This window comes from bacterium (genome assembly GCA_035380285.1).
Classification (GTDB): domain Bacteria; phylum Auribacterota; class Erginobacteria; order Erginobacterales; family DAOSXE01; genus DAOSXE01.
On sequence record DAOSXE010000009.1, the window covers coordinates 70,231 to 87,018 of the forward strand.

A 16,788-nucleotide genomic window follows, 5' to 3' on the forward strand; every position below is an offset into this window, starting at 1 on the left:
ATAAAACACCGGCGCTGCGAAGAAGGAAGCGAACCTACAGGTTCCTGGAGTTCATGTATTCCAGGACCCGACGCGCCCGGACCGGATCGAGCCGCCCCCGTTTGAGAACGAGCACCCCGCCCGAAAAGAAGATCGGGCCGTACCTGCCCTCCTCCAGGAACCGCCGCAGCCGCCAGAGATACGGCCGGTCCTTGCGCCCCCAGGTGTTGAAATCGGTGAAGATATAGTCGACCGGGCGGTTGCGGAAATGGACCTGGGGGGTGACCAGGAGGATGTCGCGTTCCACGAAATGGGGGCCGATATGGTTGTCGGCGCTGAGGGAGGCCCGCGGGGGAATCAGCGCCGCGGCGCCGGCCAGCAACTGCCTGTAGGGCGGGGGTTCGAAGATGTTCTCCCGGAAGGGGCGGTGAAACTGCATCCAGAGAGAAGACGCCGCCGTGACCGCCAGGAAGGGGACGACCCCGTAGGCCTTGATCCACCCCCCCAGCCGTCCGGGGAGGAGGAAGAGGCGGCGCGCGCCGTAGAAGGAGGCGGTCAGCATGAAGGGAAGCGTGGGCGCCACATATCCGACCCGGATATCGATCTGCAGCTCGTACATGCTCAGATAGAGACCGAGGACGATGGGGAGAACCGGAAGCAGCCACTCCGCCCCCAGGAGGGCGACGAAACCGACCGACCTAAGGAGATACCAGAGGTTTTCGAGACGGAAGGGGGTGGCGAACCGCCGCAGATAGGCGACGGGGGCGGAGAAAAAATGCTTGACCATGAGCCACGGGGTTCGCCCCAGCTTCCGGAAGCGGTCGAGGTGGGGGAAATACCCGGGATAGCGGAAGTGGGGCATGATCACCTCGACCAGGAGAACGAGATAGGCCGCGCACGCCGCCGCCAGGATCAGGCCCGGCCGCCGCCATCCCGGGCGCGCCGCCAGGATCAAGCCCGCCAGCATGAAAGGAACCGCGTTGATTTCATAGAGCGACACGGCGGCGGCGATGACGGCTCCCGCCGCCCACCAGCGGCGGCGGAGCAGGAAATAGATCCCGAAAACGGCGGGAGTGACGGCGAAAAGCTCGAAGTGGTAATCGAAGAGGACTCCGATGGTAAGCGTGGGGTGCAGCAGGTACGTGATCGCCCCCGCCCAGGCCCAGCGGCGGCTCCCGGCGATCAGCCGTCCCAGGAGATATACCCCGAACGCCCCGAAGGCGACCACGGCCGCCTGCAGGACGATCATGCCCTCGTTCCCGAACACCCCGTAGACGGGGGCCAACAGACAAAGACCGGGCCAGAAATGGTTGGCCGCGAAATTATGTTCGAAAAAGCTCGACTCCAGAAACCGCCCCCGCAGGATGTTCCACAGGATCTGGGAGTGGAGCGCCATGTCCAGGGAGGAGGACCGCCAGGTCCGGTGCAGATAAACTCCCACCCCCCCGTAGAAGGCGCTCCAGAGCAAGGCGACGCCGCCCAGGCCCCAGGCCCAGGCCGTCGGAGAGGGCCGGGAAAACCATCCCCGGCGGATCAGAACCGACACCAGCAGCACCGCCGAGATCAGGCTGATCAGCAACGGCCGCTCCGCCGTCGTGCAGGAAAAACGCATCCACCCCAGGGAGCAGTCGATGGGGCCGGAGAAGAAACAACGCCCGGCGGCGGCCAGGCCGGCCAGGATGCCCAGGATCAGGACCGCGGGAACCAGGGGCCGGGAGAAGAGCGGCGTCCGGGCTCGTCCCTCACCCACGGACGACTTCCTCCACGAAGGAGAGAAAATCCACTTCCCCGGAATTCAGGCCCCGGGCGTAGACGTAATCCGAGGCCAGGGAAGCGGCGAAAAACGCGCGCAGATACACTTCCGGAACCCGCCGGAAGATTCCGGGGGCGCCGAGGCGGCGGAGCAGGGCCCCCGGAACGTGCCGTTCGACCATCGCCCCCACCAGTTTCCGGTTGCGGAAGAGATCCGATTCCCGCACCAGGTCGGTAACGAGGTTGATCTTGTCGCTGAGCAGGTCGGAAAGCACGGAGAGGGGCTCCCCGGTGCGCTCCCGCTCGTTCCAGAGCAGGTTGAACTCCTGGTGGGCCTTGCGCCGGATATGGGCGATCGTCTCCTCGATGTACCTGACCCGGAACGCCGGGGGTTTCCCCCCGGGCCGGACCGACATCAGTTTCTCGTACTCGTCGTCTTTCAGGGCCAGGGAGGCCAGGACTTCCAGGGACGAAGAGGTTACCCCCCCCTTGTTGGCGGAAGCGTCCTTGAACAGGATCACGCCCGCCTCCTCCAACCGGAGCCGGGCCTCCTGGGTGATGAAGAGGTTGGCTCCTTCCACGATCACCCGGGCCCTGGGGCGGCCCTCGGCGTCGAGAAAGGAGCGCCAGTTGCTGATACGGATCGCCTGGGGGCGGCCGCCGCAGGGGACGAAGATGTCGACGGCCAGGCCGGGGTAAAAATGAAATCCGTTGCGGAACTCCGTGCCGTTGGCCACCCGGGTGCCGTCGGGAAGGAGCACTTCGCGCTCGTCCGCGCCCACGAAGAACCCCCGCGGCGACAGCCGGCGGCGGGGGAACCCGGAGACCGGGCGCCGGGCCTCGGCCAGTTTCAGCAGCTGGGCGCGGTCGATTCCCTCGGGGTCGAAAAGAACCCCGCTGCCGTCGATGACCGCCAGCGTCTTTTCCCGGGAGAGCTTGATCTCGTTGCTGCCGAGGTCGCCGTCGGGCCCTCCGGTCTGAAACTTGGTGAGGCGCTCTTCTTTCCACCCCAGCTTGGAGATCACGTCTTCCACGTACTGGCGCACTCCGTGCGTGGTCATCCCGTAGGTATCGTGGGGAACTCCCCCCAGTTGCGGACTCTTGCCGGTGGTGAACGAGCGCCAGTAGCGGTAACCCCGGCGGCGCGCATGCAGGGCCGCCCAATCCATCAGGTGAGCGGTGCCTTCGTCGGGCCCCAGGAAGAGCAGTTCCTCGGCCCCCAGGTAATCGACGATCCTGGGGTCGGGAAGCAGGATCAGGTCGAGGATCCCGTCGATGTAGTAGTGGAAGAACTCGTCGGCGCGGGCTCCCTGCCCGGGACCGGGGAGGATGGTGCCCTTCCCCCCGCCTTCGGGGATGTCCTTGTTCTTGCGCTGCTGGGTCAGAGCCAGGTTGTAGTTTTCGTCGAAGATGAAGTCGGAGTTGAGGTCGTAATCGGTCTTGGTGGCGGACCTGAGAATCCTGATGCCGCCGCGGGCGATGTCCCGGAAACGGATATGGTATCCCCGGAACTGCTTGCCCAGGACGAAGAAGATGCCGTAGGGAGCCTCCGGGTAATCGACGGCGTTGAGAAAACCCGGATCCAGTCGGCAGGCGATGCTGTTTTTCTCCAAGAGGTAGAAATTGGTCTTGAGGGTCGAGGTGCTGAAAACAACGAACATTTCCAGGATATGGCGCTCGATATCCACCGGGACCTCGGCTTCGATCCGGCGGCGGGCCGCTTCCGCGGCGGGGCGCCACGGGCGGCGGCGGCGGTCGGGTCGGAACCGGAGGGAGAAGACGCGGAAAAGGTCGCGGACGATCTCCGGATACCGCAGAACCGTGGCTTCGATCCGCTCCTCGTGGTAGGTGTCCTTGGCCAGGTGGGTCTTGAACACCCCCAGCAGTCCCAGCAGTTCCGGTTGGTCCTTGAGCGCCCGGGCCAGGGTGATGTACTCCTCGGTGTAGGTGGTCAGGAACTGGTGGGCGAAGGCGGACGCGGCGGCGGTCCAGGCCGTTTCGGCGGCGCTCATCGTCCCGTCGAAGAACGGTTCGGAAAGGCGGCCCTCGGGAACGCAGACGGCCATGGCGATCTCCTGGCGCAGAAGTTCCTCCTTGCGCCGGTTCTCGAGACGGGGGAGGTAGAGGGAAAAGATGACGGTCCCGTCGGCGAACGGTTCCACGTATTCCCGGTTGATCTGAAGGCCCAACCGCCTGAATACGAAGTCGACGGCGGTGAAGAACCCCGAGGACGCCGCCCGGGAGAGGGCGATCATGACCCGGGTCTCCCCGGTGTCCTCACGGGCGGAAAAGCGGGTGAGGGGGACTTCGCGGCGGCGGAACTCTTCCCACAGGGCCTGGTAACGAACGATGGTGTCGGGGGGAGAGTTCCTGATGAAGCCGCGGCTGGCCGCGGCCCGGAAGGTCCACTCCTCCCCGCCGCGCCGTTTCGGGAACCTGGGGTTGGTGACGTTGAGAAAGCGCAGGGGATACCCCCGCCCGCGGTAGCTGTCGAGGCGGAAGACCGGGTGGTTCTCCTCGATCCTGCGCTTGATTTCGCGAACCAGGCGGTAATCGTCGCGGATCATGTACGCGGCCGAGGCCCCTTCTTCGCTGATCAGCTGCAGGTTGAGCGGCTCGCCTCCGCTGTTTTCGGAGATGATCCGGGCGGCGCGCAGCGATTCGATATGGCGGGCGATCCGGGGGAGCGGGGTGTGGCGGAAGTAGTACCCGTCCAGGCCCAGGTCGAGACAGAACCACTCCATGTCGCGGCGGATGACCTCGCGGGTGAAGTTGCCGCGGGCGAGCAGCAGCCGCTCCAGTTCCTTGAGCTGATTAAGGGACAGCGTACCTTCGGCGGCGATGACGGCCAAGCTTTTCATGTGCGTCGGTTGAGCGGGCATCGTTCCTCCCGAAAAACCGTTTACGGACCTTGCACCCTACCCGGGAATAGTACCATTTCCCTGGCCGAGAAACAGCAGAGAACCGCCGAGGGAGGGGTGCCGCCCGCAGGGAACCTCAGAGTCGGTCCAGGACCTCCCGGGCGCTTTTGCGCACCTCGGGGTCCTCGTCCCGGCGGGAGAGGTAATCGACGATCTCGCGGGCGTCCGCGCAGCGCAGTTTGCCCAGGGCTTTGATGCAGGAGACGCGCAGCTCGGGGGCCGGCCCCCGGCCGCCGAAGATTCCCAGGAACCCGGCCTTGGCCGGCTCCCGCAGGATCCTCGTCAGTTCCTCGCAGGCACCGTCGCACCGGCACTCCCCCAGATAAGCGGCGGCGGAGGCGCGCACTTCGGAGTCTTCCCGAGGATCGGAAACGACCGGAAGCGCCTGTCCGCAGAAAGAAGATTCGCGCAGTTCCGCCAGGACCGCGAAGGCCTGGACCCGGAGGAGGTCCTTCTCCCGGGGGTCGAGGGCGACACGGCCGACCCGTTCCTCCCAGCCCCGGGGCCGGACGGCGGGGACGTATTGCAGGGCCCGGGACCTCACTTCCCAATCGTCTTTGCCGTCGTCGATGACGTCGAGAACCACGGGAGCCGCCCGGGAATCGCGGGTGCCGATGATAACGTCCAGGGCGGCCAGGCGGATGTCGTCGCGGTCTTCGCGGTCGCCGGCGACGTCGACCACCGCCGGAGAGAGTTCCTTCATCCCCCCCGTCCTCAACATTTCCAGGGCTCGGCGGCGGACGTCCTTGTCGTCCCGGCGGTTGAGAATGATCGTTTCCAGGCATTCGCGCAGGGCGCCGGGATCGAGCTTGACGGCCAGATCCAGGGCGGCGGAACGAACGTCGTCGTCGTCGCGGGCGTTTTCCGCCACCAGGAGCAGGGAAGGAACCGCCCCGCGGCCGCCGGCCGCGTCCAGGTAACCGATCATGGCCAGCCTGACGTCGTCGTCGTCCTTGGGGTTCTCCAGGGCGGCGGCGATCTCCTCCACCGCGCCGCGGGGACCGATCCGCTTCAGCACCTCGATGGCGGTGACCCGCAGATCTTCCTTGTCGGCGGGGTTGACGGCGATGTCGCGGATGGCGGGAAGGGCTTCGCTGTCCCCGAGCTTGCCCAGGGCGATGACGGCTTCCCGGCGAAGCTCGGTCTTCTCGTGGGCGGATACGGCGATATCGAGGAGGGGCTGGAGGGCGCGGGAATCGTGGCTGTTCCCCAGTGAACGGGCGGCTTGAACGCGGACGTCGGTCTTCCCGACCTGAAGGTCGAAAAGCAGGTCCTGGACCCGGTCGTCCGATCCCCGGACGCCGGAGGTGACCAGGAGCAACCCGGCGCTTACGAGCAACCACTGCCGGCGCGTCATCTCAGCATCTGCCTCCTGGCGGCCCCGCAAGGGGCTGCGGTACCGATAATACTATGGAAATTGGCCGGGGCCTGACAGTAAAATCATCGCGGCTGCGAATCAAGCCATGCGGGGAGCCCGACGCCGTTCGGAGCGGTCCGAAAATCAGGAATCGGGCTCGTCTTCAACAGGGAGGTGCGACGTGAAGCTACGCGCGACGGCGCTGCTGGCGGCCGGCCTGGCGGTCGGCGGGGTCTGGGCCGGAGAGGGGAACTACCGCGACTACATCGTGGGCGAACGCGCCGCGGGGATGGGGGGCGCCGCCCTCGGGCTGGCCACCTCGGTCGAATCTTGTTTCTTCAATCCCGGGGGGCTCCCCTACACCGATTCCAGCACCGTATCCCTTTCGGCCAGCCTCTACGGTTTCGCCGATTACACGGTCGATGACGGCTGGGGCCCGGGGAAAAACATCGACGTCGACTCCTTCCTGGTCGTACCCACCACGTTCGGCTCCGTCTGGAAACTCAACCGGGACTGGGCCTTCGCTCTCTCGGCCTTCGTCCCCGATATGGCCCGGAGCAACGACCTGGAAGCCTACGTCAACCAGTACGATTACTTCAAATACAACAAGGACGATCAGTCACTCTGGCTGGGTCCCTCGGCCGGGGTCAGGATCGACGACCGTTTCTCGGTGGGAATATCGGTCTTCGGCGTCTACCGGACCTATAGCTGGTTCCGGGACATCATCCGGGCCGCCACCTACACCTGGTCGGAGGATATCAAGTACAACGACCTCAGCATCCTGGCCCTGCTCGGGGCCCGTTACCAGTTGAGCCCCAACTGGATCCTGGGAGTGACCTTCCAGGCCCCTTCGGTTCACTTGACCGGCTCCGGCGAGTACCTGATCAAGTACAGTTACGGCGACGGGAACCTGGTCAACTACGTCGACGACGTCGACACCGAGAACACCATTCCCGCCCAGATCGCGGCCGGAATCGCTTACGAGGAACGCGGCCGATTCGCCCTGGCCCTTGACGTCATCTACCACTTCAGCGCCGATTTCAACCGGGTCGAGGGCGAAGACCAGTTCGGCCTCACCTGGGCGTACCCGATGAAGTACGACGCCGTGGTCGATTTCAGCCTGGGAGGAGAGTACTACATCAAGGACCGGTACCCGATCCGGGCCGGCTTCTTCACCAGCCTTTCCGCCTCGCCCGACGCCGACCCCCAGACCTCGTACTACCCGGCCCACATCAACAAGTACGGCCTGACCCTGAGTATCGGCCGGGAAACCCAGAACACGACCATGAACATCGGGCTCAACTACAGCTGGGGGAGCGGGGAGTACATCGGCTGGAACGACGATTGGACCCTGGAGAAGGTGGACGCCAGCGAATCATTCCTTTACCTCTTCCTCGGTTCCTCGTACCTTTTCTAAAACCACGAGCCGGCAATCGGCAGAAACGCCAAACAGGAGGTGTGCATGAAACTGTGGGCTGTATGCGCCGCCATCGCGGCCATGACGCTCCCGCTCGCGGCCGGAGCGCAGATCACCGGAGACGTCCGTCTCCCCAACTCCCCTTACTGGGACGGGGCCACCGTCGCCAGCGGCGAGGGCGGGTTCTGGGTCGACGGCCAGTTCCGTTACCAGAAGTGGGAGAATTCCAAGGATTGGATGATCGGCCCCCTGGGAGCCTGGTCGCCGAGCGCCCTGCCCGCCCTGGAGGTGGGGACCCGGTTCTACCTGCTCAGCTTCGACCCCGACGAGGGCGACACCGAAACCGGCTTCAGCGACATTCTCATGTGGGGCAAGTACCAGATCCTGACCGATCCCCTCCTGGTCTCGGCGGGGCTTTCCTTCACCCTGCCCACCGGCAGCGATAAGATCGTGCATCCCTGGGCCAGCGGCGAATTCAACTTCGAGCTCTTCGGGGCGGCCCGCTACTATTTCTCCGACATCTTCGCCCTCATCGGCCACATCGGCATCCGGATCAACGCCGACGCCGATATCGAAGTCAACGACCACAAGACCGAGCTCGACGGCAACACCCAGTTCGAACTCGGTGCCGGGGTCGTATGGCAGGCGGTGCAGCAGCTCGACCTGACCGGGGAGCTCAACTTCGCCACCGAACCCTACGAGGACACCGACAACGACGTCGAACTCACCTTCGGGGGCCAGTATTTCTTCACCGAGGCCATCAACGCCAACCTGGGCCTGGGCATCGGGCTCGACGACGGCTCCCCCGATTTCGAACTCATCCTCGGCGCCCTGTTCCTCTTCTAGACCGGCCGCGGCCGGAAAAAACCGGGACCGGGAGGCCCGTACGGGCCTCCCGGTCCTTTTTCTGTTGGCCGCAATGAATCCGTGCTAGTATTCCCGCTAATGAAAGTCCCGAGAATCATGATCGCGGGGGCTCTCCTGGCGGCGGCGGGGTGCCAGATTACCCGGGACTACCGGGAAGAAGCTCTCCCCGAACCGGCGACGACCCCGGGGGCGGAAGCGGTTCCCACCCCCACTCCGGAACCGGGGATGGTCCCTCTCCCTTCCCCGGCGGCGGACATGCAGCTGCTGGTCCAGGCCGACCTGGAGGGAGACAACGACATCTACCTGCTGGATTTTTCCGAGGGCGCAGGCCGGAACCTGACCCTCAACCCCGCCGACGACTCGCAGCCGGCCTGGTCGCCGGACCGGGAGACGATCGCCTTCGTCTCCGACCGCGACGGCAACCCCGAGATCTATCTGATCGCCAGCGACGGCTCCGACCTGCGCCGCGTCACCGAAACCCCCGGCGCCGAAGCCTACCCCGCCTGGTCGGCCGACGGGAAGACGCTGGCCTTTTTCTGCACCGAAACCGGGGTCGATAAGCTCTGCCTGCTCGACATGGATACCGGGGTGCGGCGTTTCCTCGCCCCCTTCGAGGAAGGCAAGGGGGGCACCATGCTCTTCTGCCCGGGGGGGGACGAGATGATCCTCGGCTACGGCAAGCTGGACCAGTACAAGAACTACACGCTCGACCTGGTCGAAGAGAAGCCGAAGGAGATCATCAACCATCCGGCCGAGGGCAGCGGCATGTGCTGGTCCCTCGACGGAAGCGCCCTCATCTACGCTTCGGCGAAAGGCAAGGAGACCGATATCTGGATGGTTTACCTGGACGAGGGCCGGTACATCCAGCTGACCAAGGACCTGGGGGAGGACCATTCCCCCTCCCTCTCTCCCGACGGCGCCTGGATGGTCTTCTCCTCCCGGCGGGACGGGAACGACTTCCACCAGCTTTACATCCTCAGCCTGGCCGGGGATCCCCTCAAGAACCAGGTCTACCGGCTGACCGACGACGAGGCCGACTACCGCTACCCTCAGTGGCGCTGACCTCCCCCCTCCGAGCCCATGTCGAAATCCTAAATGTCACAAAAGTTGTCACACATCTTTTGTGACATTTTCTTGTTTCAAACGCATAATCGTACGAAGAGATATACCCCACATGTCAGCGATGTCATTCAATCGATAACCACGCGCTTCCAATTGTTCCACAGCAAAAAGACGCGCCGTGGGCGTCTTCAGGCCTTTGAAGCCTCCCGATCGCGCAATTTCCCCTAACACCGCTTCCAAAGCCTCATCGCCGATCAGGTCTCCCTGGGAGGGCGGCGCAAATTTCCGGTCCCGACTATGAAACTGAAGCAGCCCTAAGGCACGTTTTTTCCAGATATCCAGAGCGAAGACGGCGCTGCTTTGGGGGAATCGTTCTTCAGAACCTCGGGCAAGAGCGTTCGAGAGAAGGTCGCAATAAGTCGAAACCTGTTCTTCCCGATTTTCTCCCAACAGGGACAGAAGGAACGCTGCGTCCACAAAAGCAACCGGAGCGTCAACCCGACAATACAGCCGCCATGATGACCATTGATATTCTCGATATTCCTCAACCATACCGGCGCGCACGGGGTTGAGGTGAATGTAAACGGAATTGCTGAGCGCGTAAGCTCCATCAAAACAAGCGAGTTGGCGGTAGGAAGATTTGAAGAGATGTCCGCTTCGGCCATATCTGCGATTGAAGCGGCCCGCATACGTTTGGAATAAGAATTTCATGGCCGCCGGCAGATTGTCGTTCTGCTGTTGAAGGAGGATATGAACATGGTTGGTCATCAGGCAAAAAGCAAGTATACGGATACGAAACGACTCCGCGCATTCCTTCAGCAAGCCCAACATCATCACATAATCATCTTTTTGAATGAAAAGCGGATCACGGCCGGCGGCGTGTTGAGTGATATGCGAAACCAATAAAGGAATGTTGAGTTTGCGATACGTACGCAAACAACCTCGGCGCCATCTCTCGCGATGAATGGATATCTTGTGCGTTTTCATCTCTCCACCTTACAAAATGTCATAAAAGTTGTCACACAGCTTTTGTGACATATAAGGGGGGGGCAACCGTGCAGCCGCGCACCATCGGGCAGGACGCAAGAAACGAAGGCGGGTCAGAGGCGGATGGGGACGCCGCGGGCGGCCAGGTATTCCTTGGCCTCGCGGATGGAGTGGGTGCGGTAGTGGAAGATGCTGGCGGCGAGGACGGCGTGAGCCTCCCCCTCCACCAAGCCTTCCCGGAGATGTTCCAGGGTGCCCGCCCCGCCCGAGGCGATGACGGGCACTCCCACCGCCCGGGATACCGCCCGGGTCAGGGCCAGGTCGTACCCGGCCAGGGTGCCGTCGCCGTCCATGCTGGTGAGCAGGATCTCGCCCGCGCCCCGGCTCTCGGCCTCCCGGGCCCAGGCCACGGCGTCGATCCCGGTCGGGGTCCTTCCCCCGCGGGTGTAGACCTCCCAGCCCCCGGCGGGGCGGCGGCGGGCGTCGATCGCCACCACGATGCACTGGCTGCCGAAACGGCGGGCGCCGGCGTTGACGAGGCCCGGGTTTCCCACCGCGGCGGTGTTGACGGATACTTTGTCCGCCCCCGCCCGGAGGATGTCGCGGATCTGCTCCACGGAGGAGATGCCCCCACCGATGGTAAAGGGCATGAAGACCTGCTCGGCCGTGCGGCGGGCCAGGTCGACGATGGTGGCCCGGGCCTCGGCCGAGGCGGTGATGTCGAGAAAGACCAGTTCGTCGGCGCCCTCGGATTCGTAAAAGCGCGCCTGCTCGACCGGGTCCCCGGCATCGCGCAGTTCCAGGAAGTTGACCCCCTTGACCACCCTGCCGTCCTTGACGTCGAGGCAGGGTATGATCCGGCGGGCCAGCACCTCAGCGCCCTCCCCCGCAGACCCCGACGAAATTGGCCACGATGCGCAGCCCCACGGCCTGGCTCTTTTCCGGGTGGAACTGGACCCCGAAGACGTTGCCCCGCTCCACGGCCGCGGCCACGGGGCCGCCGTAGTCGGTGACGGCGGCGACCACGCCGGGGTCGTCGGGGACCGGGTAGTAGGAGTGGACGAAATAGACGTGGGCGCCGGGGGCGACTCCGGCGAAGAGGACTCCGGGACGGGGGAACTCGAGCTGGTTCCAGCCCATGTGGGGGACGTGGAAACCGGGGCGGTCGGGGAACCGGACCACCTTCCCCGGGATCAGGCCGAGGCCGGCGTGATCGCCGTCCTCCTCGCTGGAGGAGAAGAGGAGCTGCATGCCCAGGCAGATGCCCAGGAAGGGCTTGCCGGAGGAGACCGCCTCCCCGATCCACTCCACCCAGCCGGCGGCCCGGAGCTGGGCCATGGCGTCCGCGAACGCGCCCACCCCGGGGAGGAGAATGCCGTCGCAGTCCGAGAAGGGGCGGGGCGAGGCCAAAAGTTCGCAGGCCGCCCCTTCGCGTTCGAAGGCCTTGCGGACGGAGAGGAGGTTCCCCATTCCGTAATCGATCAGCGCCAGCCGGGTCATCGTTTCCGTTCTCTCTTCAGGTGCAGCAGCAGGATCGAGATCGCCGCGGGGGTGACGCCGGGGATCCGGGAAGCCTGCCCCACGTTCAGGGGCCGGTGGCGCTCCAGGATCTCCTGAACCTCGTTGGAGAGACCGGGGAGCCCGCGGAACCGGAACGTGGCGGGGATCCCCACTCCTTCGCCCGCGCGCAGGCGCCCCGCCGCTTCCTCCTGCCGCTCGATAAAGCCCTGGTACTTTACCGCGATCTCGACGCCCTCCACCACCTCTTTCGGCAGCGCGGCCGGGGCCGGGGCCAGGCGGGCCGCCAGGGAATACTCCACGCCCGGCCGGCGCAGGACCTCCTCCAGGGTCAAGGGCTTCTTCAGGGGGGGGAACCCGGCCTCGCGCAGGACCCCTTCTCCCTCCGACCCGGGGACGACTTTGATCCCGGCCAGGCGGGCGCGCTCGGACTCGATCAGCCGGCCTTTCCGGCGGGAAGCGGAACGGGCCCGGGCGCCCACCAGCCCCAGGCGGGAACCGTGCTCCCGGAGGCGGAGATCGGCGTTGTCCTCCCGCAGAAGGAGGCGGTGCTCGGCCCGGGAGGTGAACATCCGGTACGGCTCCCGGGTGCCGCGGAAGACAAGGTCGTCGACCATCACCCCGATATACGCTTCTTCCCGGCCCAGGACCAGGGGCTCCTCGCCGCGCAGGGAGAGGGCGGCGTTGATCCCGGCCAAAAGACCCTGGGCGGCGGCTTCCTCGTAGCCGGTGGTGCCGTTGATCTGGCCGGCGAGGTAGAGCCCGGCCCAGGCCTTCGTTTCCAGGGCCGGGGTCAGCTGGGTGGGGTCGACGTAGTCGTGCTCGATCCCGTAGCCGGGGCGGAGCATCCGGGCCTCCTCCAGGCCGGGGATGCCGGCCAGGATCGCGGCCTGGACATCGAGGGGGAGGCTGGTGGAGAGGCCGTTGGGGTAATACTCCCGGGTCTCCCAGCCCTCCGGCTCCAGGAAGACGTGGTGGCGGTCCTTTTCCGGGAAGCGCACGACCTTATCCTCGATCGAGGGGCAGTAGCGGACCCCGGTCCCGGTGATGACCCCGGAAAAGAGGGGGGAGCGGTCCAGGGAGGACCGGATGATCCGGTGCACGGCCTCGGTGGTCCAGGTCAGGTGGCAGGGGAGCTGCCGGCCGCGGCGGCGCCGCCCCTGAAACGAGAACGGGCGCGGGGCCGGGTCCGGCTCCTGGACCTCCAGGCGGGAAAAATCGATCGTCTCCCCGTCGAGCCGGGCGCAGGTGCCGGTCTTGAACCGTCCCAGCTTCAGCCCCAGCGCGGCCAGGGAACCGGCCAGACCGGACGAGGCCTCGGCCCCCATCCGCCCCCCGGGAAAGCTGGTCAGGCCCACGTGGATGAGCCCGTTGAGAAAGGTCCCGGGGGTGAGGATCACCCGCGCCGCCGCGATCTCCCCGGCGACGCGGGCGCGGACTCCCGCGACCCTTTCTCCTTCCGCCGCGATCTCCTCGACCGTGTCCTGCCAGAGGTCCAGGCCCTCGATCCCCTCCAGCAGTTCCTTCATCAGGGCCTGGTAGCGGTGCCGGTCGACCTGGGCCCGGGTGGCCTGGACCGCGGGCCCCTTGCGGGTGTTGAGCCGCCGGTAATGCAGGGCGCAGCCGTCGGTGACCCGGGCCATGATCCCCCCCAGGGCGTCGATTTCCCGGACCAGCTGCCCCTTCCCCAGGCCGCCCACCGCCGGGTTGCAGGAGAGCTTGCCGATCTCGTCCAGGTCCATGGTCACCAGGGCGGTCCGGCAGCCCATCCGGGCGGCGGCGGCGGCGGCCTCGCAGCCGGCGTGGCCGGCCCCGACGACGAGGATGTCGTAGCGATTCTTCATTCCAGGTGGATCATAGCTTCCTCCGGAAAAATCGGCAACGGTGAGGAAGAGGGGGCGGGAAGAGCGGGTTCAGGGTTCGGGGTTCAGGAAAAGAATTCAGGAGTCAGAATCCAGTATTCAGTAGCCCCCTCCCCCGGTCCAGGGAGATTTCTGCCCCTGATTACTCTGATTGGGGGAAGAATTCAGATACAGTATCCTAAATTCAGCAGACCCCACCACAGCCTCTCTGGGAGTCCACAGATTACACAGATAGGGAGTGTCCGGGTTCAGGACATAGGTAACACTTCCCGGAGTTTGTCATCAGTCCCCTGTGGAGTACGAGTTCGTTGCCGGTTATGTTCTTGCCGAACGGATGGAATCACTTTTTCCTTGCGTCGAAGCGGCAATCGGCTATATTGCCGTTTCTGGAAATACGATAGTTTGCTCCTTGAAATTCGATATTCCCCGGTAGTTTACCCGCCGGAGGCGGGCTCAATGGTACCCGCCAAACGTTGCCTACTCTGCCTGCGGCAGATGGCAGGCAAGGCGGGCAGGGAGCGGGTGGCGGTGATGGATTATTATGTCTACGTTCTTTTGAGCGAGAAAGACGGAAAACTTTATACGGGTATTTCACAAGCTCCGGAAGCTAGGCTTAAGGCTCATAACAGGGGCGAAACGCGCTCTACCAGGAGCAGGCGCCCCTTTGAGATGGTCTATTGCGAGAGAGTTGGGGACAGAAGAAAAGCGAGAGAAAAAGAGAAATTCCTCAAGTCGGGAATTGGGCGCGATTATTTAGCAAAAATTATTCCCCGGTAGCTCAATGGTAGAGCGGGTGGCTGTTAACCACTAGGCTGTAGGTTCGAGTCCTACCCGGGGAGCTCACAAAAAAAGGGGGGGCGTAACGCCCCCCCTTTTTTTGTGAGCTTTTTCTGTCTCGGGAAGCGAACGGACGTGAGTTCACCCCGAGCGTAGCGACGGGGAGTCCTACCCAAGGAGCCAGTTCGATGGCGCAGAGCGTTCAACGTTCTGCGCCATCGCTTTATCCGGCTCGGGCACAAACAATTCGGGGGGTAGGCCCTTGGGAGCGAGCTAGATGCGGTTACCGGAAACAACTGCCTGGTGGAGGGTGAGGTCGAGAATCCGATTTTGCGAATAATTTTAGATAATAACGCTTGAGCCGCACATTAACTGTGATAAAGTTATTATGCAAGTTTAATGATAAGGAGGCGGCATGCAAACAGAACTCGGGCAGCTCAAGCGATATATGAAAGAAACCTTAGACGTTGCGCTCGGCCCGAATACGTGGGCGGAGAGCATACATCTGCCGTTTTTCCTCCGGGACGCCTACACCTTCTTCGAAGTACGACTTTTTGATATGACCTACCTTTTTATGCTAGACCACGGCAAACAGGAGCAATCTCCGGCAACCGTCCGCAAACACATGGACCAGGTAAAAACCAAATGGGACGGAGAAATCGTCTATGTGAAGGAGAGGGTCACCGCCTACAACCGCAAACGGCTGATCGAGCACAAACTGCCCTTCGTGGTTCCCGGAAACCAGATGTACCTCCCCTTTCTGGGCATTGATCTGCGCGAGCATTTCAAGAAGCTTCGAGCCGAAACCATGACGTTCAGCCCCTCCACTCAGGCGCTGGTCATATATGTTTTGCTTCGTGGAAACGCGGAAGAGATAGTAACGCCAACCGATATGGCTCAATGTCTGGGCTATTCCGCTATGACGATGACTCGTGCCTTCGATGAACTGGAGTCCGCCGGCTTGGGCGAGATAATTTCCCAAGGTCGAGAACGCCGCCTAAGATTTATCGAATCCCCGAAAGATATCTGGGCAAAGGCTCAGTCTTTTTTACGCAGTCCGGTGAAGAAGCGGCTTTTTATCGATCGGCCGCACTTGGAACCACCGGGGCCGCGCGCAGGTCTGACGGCGCTGGCTCATTACTCGATGTTGGCCGAACCGGCCAATCCCGTTTTTGCCTTGAGCCGAGAAGATTGGAAATTGCTGAATCAGCGGCGGGAAGCCGAAAAGCTTCCCGCTAAGGAGCCGGGGGCACTCGAAATCGAGGTGTGGAGTTACGCCCCGGCCCTGTTTTCTGAAAATAAACTGGTGGATCGGCTGTCGTTGTATCTTTCTCTCAAGGGAAACAAGGACGAGCGTATTGAAGCCGCGCTAGAAGAAATGATGAAGGAACAACCATGGTAATAGGATTGGACCTCTTTAAAGAACACTTCCGTCCCTACGCGGACCGCTATGTGCTTATCGGGGGGACCGCCTGCGAACTGGCATTCGGGGAAACCGGCCTTCCTTTTCGTGCCACCAAAGACCTGGACATAGTCTTATGTGTCGAAGCGTTGGATAGATCATTCGTAGAAACATTTTGGGAATTCGTCCGGGGCGGAAAATACAAAGTCCAGCAAAAAGCGACGGGCAGGCGGCAATTTTACCGCTTCAAAGAACCTGCGACTAAAGGTTATCCATTCATGTTGGAGTTGTTTTCCCGAGCGCCCGATATGCTGCAGGTGGCCAATGAGAGCCACTTGACTCCCATCCCAATCGGCAAAGAAGTTGCAAGCCTATCCGCCATTCTCCTGGACGATGACTATTATCGCTTCCTTCAGGGCGGGAAAAAAGATTCGGATGGCCTTTCCTTTGTCGGCCCCGAGCACTTGATCCCTCTCAAAACACGTGCCTGGCTTGACTTGAGCAGGCGCAAGGAGAAAGGGGAGACTATCGACAGCAAGGATATCAAGAAGCATAGGAACGATGTTTTTAGATTATATCGAATCCTGAATCCGGACTTTGGCGGGGACATACCCGACAAGGTCAAAGACGATTTACGAGAGTTTGTTTCTTGCATGGAAACGGAAAAAATCGATTTCGAGTCATTAGGATTAGGTTCAACGAATCTTGACTCCGTGCTGGAAGAGATCCGGAGAATTTATGACCTTGATTAAAGCTATAGCCATCCCGATCACCCTAGGCCATTTCCCGGTCAAACTCGACGAGAAAGACTCCTTCACCCCTTCTGGCACTTGGTTTGCGTGACTGCTTTTCGCATATTATGCGAACTTGCCCTTGCCTCACCCCTC

The 16,788-nt window shown here is 63.0% G+C and carries 13 protein-coding genes and 1 tRNA gene; 7 read left to right on the forward strand and 7 right to left on the reverse strand.

The genetic code is table 11. The features are described from left to right. Window positions 1-34 precede the first annotated feature (34 nt). From PLZ73_04865 to PLZ73_04875, 3 genes are all read right to left on the reverse strand, one after another. Window positions 35-1,729 (reverse strand): DUF2079 domain-containing protein, encoded by a 1,695-nt coding sequence (locus PLZ73_04865; GenBank protein ID HOO77203.1) that lies wholly within the window; start codon window positions 1,727-1,729, stop codon window positions 35-37. Next, on the reverse strand, window positions 1,722-4,613 hold the full coding sequence (locus PLZ73_04870) for an NAD-glutamate dehydrogenase (protein HOO77204.1): 2,892 nt from the start codon (window positions 4,611-4,613) through the stop codon (window positions 1,722-1,724). The genes PLZ73_04865 and PLZ73_04870 overlap by 8 nt, the downstream gene beginning before the upstream one ends. Window positions 4,614-4,728: 115 nt before the next feature. Next, complete coding sequence (locus tag PLZ73_04875) at window positions 4,729-6,009, reverse strand: HEAT repeat domain-containing protein (protein ID HOO77205.1); 1,281 nt, start codon at window positions 6,007-6,009, stop codon at window positions 4,729-4,731. Between the two features lie 181 nt (window positions 6,010-6,190). On the opposite strand from PLZ73_04875, the gene PLZ73_04880 reads away from it, so the two are divergent. The 3 genes from PLZ73_04880 (at window position 6,191) to PLZ73_04890 (ending at window position 9,355) form a co-directional block, all read left to right on the forward strand. Then, window positions 6,191-7,426, forward strand: coding sequence for an outer membrane protein transport protein (locus PLZ73_04880; GenBank protein ID HOO77206.1), 1,236 nt, complete (start codon window positions 6,191-6,193; stop codon window positions 7,424-7,426). A gap of 45 nt (window positions 7,427-7,471) precedes the next feature. Further along, a complete protein-coding gene (locus PLZ73_04885; protein HOO77207.1) occupies window positions 7,472-8,272 on the forward strand; it encodes a hypothetical protein in 801 nt (266 codons plus the stop codon). A gap of 99 nt (window positions 8,273-8,371) precedes the next feature. Continuing rightward, window positions 8,372-9,355, forward strand: a complete 984-nt coding sequence (locus PLZ73_04890; GenBank protein HOO77208.1) for a hypothetical protein — start codon at window positions 8,372-8,374, stop codon at window positions 9,353-9,355. A 48-nt stretch (window positions 9,356-9,403) separates the two neighbouring features. Here the strand turns inward: PLZ73_04890 and PLZ73_04895 are convergent, their stop codons facing one another. The 4 genes from PLZ73_04895 to mnmG form a co-directional block, all read right to left on the reverse strand. Next, window positions 9,404-10,342 carry a transposase gene (locus tag PLZ73_04895; protein ID HOO77209.1) on the reverse strand — a complete coding sequence of 313 codons (939 nt, stop codon included), beginning with the start codon at window positions 10,340-10,342 and terminating at the stop codon, window positions 9,404-9,406. Between the two features lie 113 nt (window positions 10,343-10,455). Then, window positions 10,456-11,214 carry an imidazole glycerol phosphate synthase subunit HisF gene (gene hisF / locus PLZ73_04900; GenBank protein HOO77210.1) on the reverse strand — a complete coding sequence of 253 codons (759 nt, stop codon included), beginning with the start codon at window positions 11,212-11,214 and terminating at the stop codon, window positions 10,456-10,458. Window position 11,215: 1 nt separating this feature from the next. Beyond that, window positions 11,216-11,842: an imidazole glycerol phosphate synthase subunit HisH gene (gene hisH, locus PLZ73_04905; GenBank protein HOO77211.1), complete on the reverse strand. Its 627-nt coding sequence runs from the start codon at window positions 11,840-11,842 to the stop codon at window positions 11,216-11,218. Next, entirely contained in the window at window positions 11,839-13,704 is a 1,866-nt protein-coding gene (gene mnmG / locus PLZ73_04910) for a tRNA uridine-5-carboxymethylaminomethyl(34) synthesis enzyme MnmG (protein HOO77212.1), read from the reverse strand. The genes hisH and mnmG overlap by 4 nt, the downstream gene beginning before the upstream one ends. 474 nt (window positions 13,705-14,178) lie before the next feature. Between mnmG and PLZ73_04915 the strand changes: the two genes are divergently transcribed. From PLZ73_04915 to PLZ73_04930, 4 genes are all read left to right on the forward strand, one after another. Continuing rightward, window positions 14,179-14,499 carry a GIY-YIG nuclease family protein gene (locus tag PLZ73_04915; GenBank protein HOO77213.1) on the forward strand — a complete coding sequence of 107 codons (321 nt, stop codon included), beginning with the start codon at window positions 14,179-14,181 and terminating at the stop codon, window positions 14,497-14,499. Then, window positions 14,490-14,561: transfer RNA gene (locus PLZ73_04920), tRNA-Asn, on the forward strand. The genes PLZ73_04915 and PLZ73_04920 overlap by 10 nt, the downstream gene beginning before the upstream one ends. Window positions 14,562-14,914: 353 nt before the next feature. Further along, window positions 14,915-15,901, forward strand: a complete 987-nt coding sequence (locus PLZ73_04925) for a hypothetical protein (protein ID HOO77214.1) — start codon at window positions 14,915-14,917, stop codon at window positions 15,899-15,901. Continuing rightward, window positions 15,895-16,653, forward strand: coding sequence for a hypothetical protein (locus PLZ73_04930; GenBank protein HOO77215.1), 759 nt, complete (start codon window positions 15,895-15,897; stop codon window positions 16,651-16,653). The genes PLZ73_04925 and PLZ73_04930 overlap by 7 nt, the downstream gene beginning before the upstream one ends. Window positions 16,654-16,788: the final 135 nt, after the last annotated feature.

What these genes read in the sequence shown, in the direction of transcription:
- PLZ73_04870 (HOO77204.1), bottom strand. Translation starts at nt 4,613, where the DNA reads ATGCCCGCTCAACCGACGCACATGAAAAGCTTGGCCGTCATCGCCGCC.
- PLZ73_04875 (HOO77205.1), bottom strand. Translation starts at nt 6,009, where the DNA reads ATGACGCGCCGGCAGTGGTTGCTCGTAAGCGCCGGGTTGCTCCTGGTC.
- PLZ73_04885 (HOO77207.1), top strand. Translation starts at nt 7,472, where the DNA reads ATGAAACTGTGGGCTGTATGCGCCGCCATCGCGGCCATGACGCTCCCG.
- PLZ73_04890 (HOO77208.1), top strand. Translation starts at nt 8,372, where the DNA reads ATGAAAGTCCCGAGAATCATGATCGCGGGGGCTCTCCTGGCGGCGGCG.
- PLZ73_04895 (HOO77209.1), bottom strand. Translation starts at nt 10,342, where the DNA reads ATGAAAACGCACAAGATATCCATTCATCGCGAGAGATGGCGCCGAGGT.
- hisH (HOO77211.1), bottom strand. Translation starts at nt 11,842, where the DNA reads ATGACCCGGCTGGCGCTGATCGATTACGGAATGGGGAACCTCCTCTCC.
- mnmG (HOO77212.1), bottom strand. Translation starts at nt 13,704, where the DNA reads ATGAAGAATCGCTACGACATCCTCGTCGTCGGGGCCGGCCACGCCGGC.
- PLZ73_04915 (HOO77213.1), top strand. Translation starts at nt 14,179, where the DNA reads ATGGTACCCGCCAAACGTTGCCTACTCTGCCTGCGGCAGATGGCAGGC.
- PLZ73_04925 (HOO77214.1), top strand. Translation starts at nt 14,915, where the DNA reads ATGCAAACAGAACTCGGGCAGCTCAAGCGATATATGAAAGAAACCTTA.
- PLZ73_04930 (HOO77215.1), top strand. Translation starts at nt 15,895, where the DNA reads ATGGTAATAGGATTGGACCTCTTTAAAGAACACTTCCGTCCCTACGCG.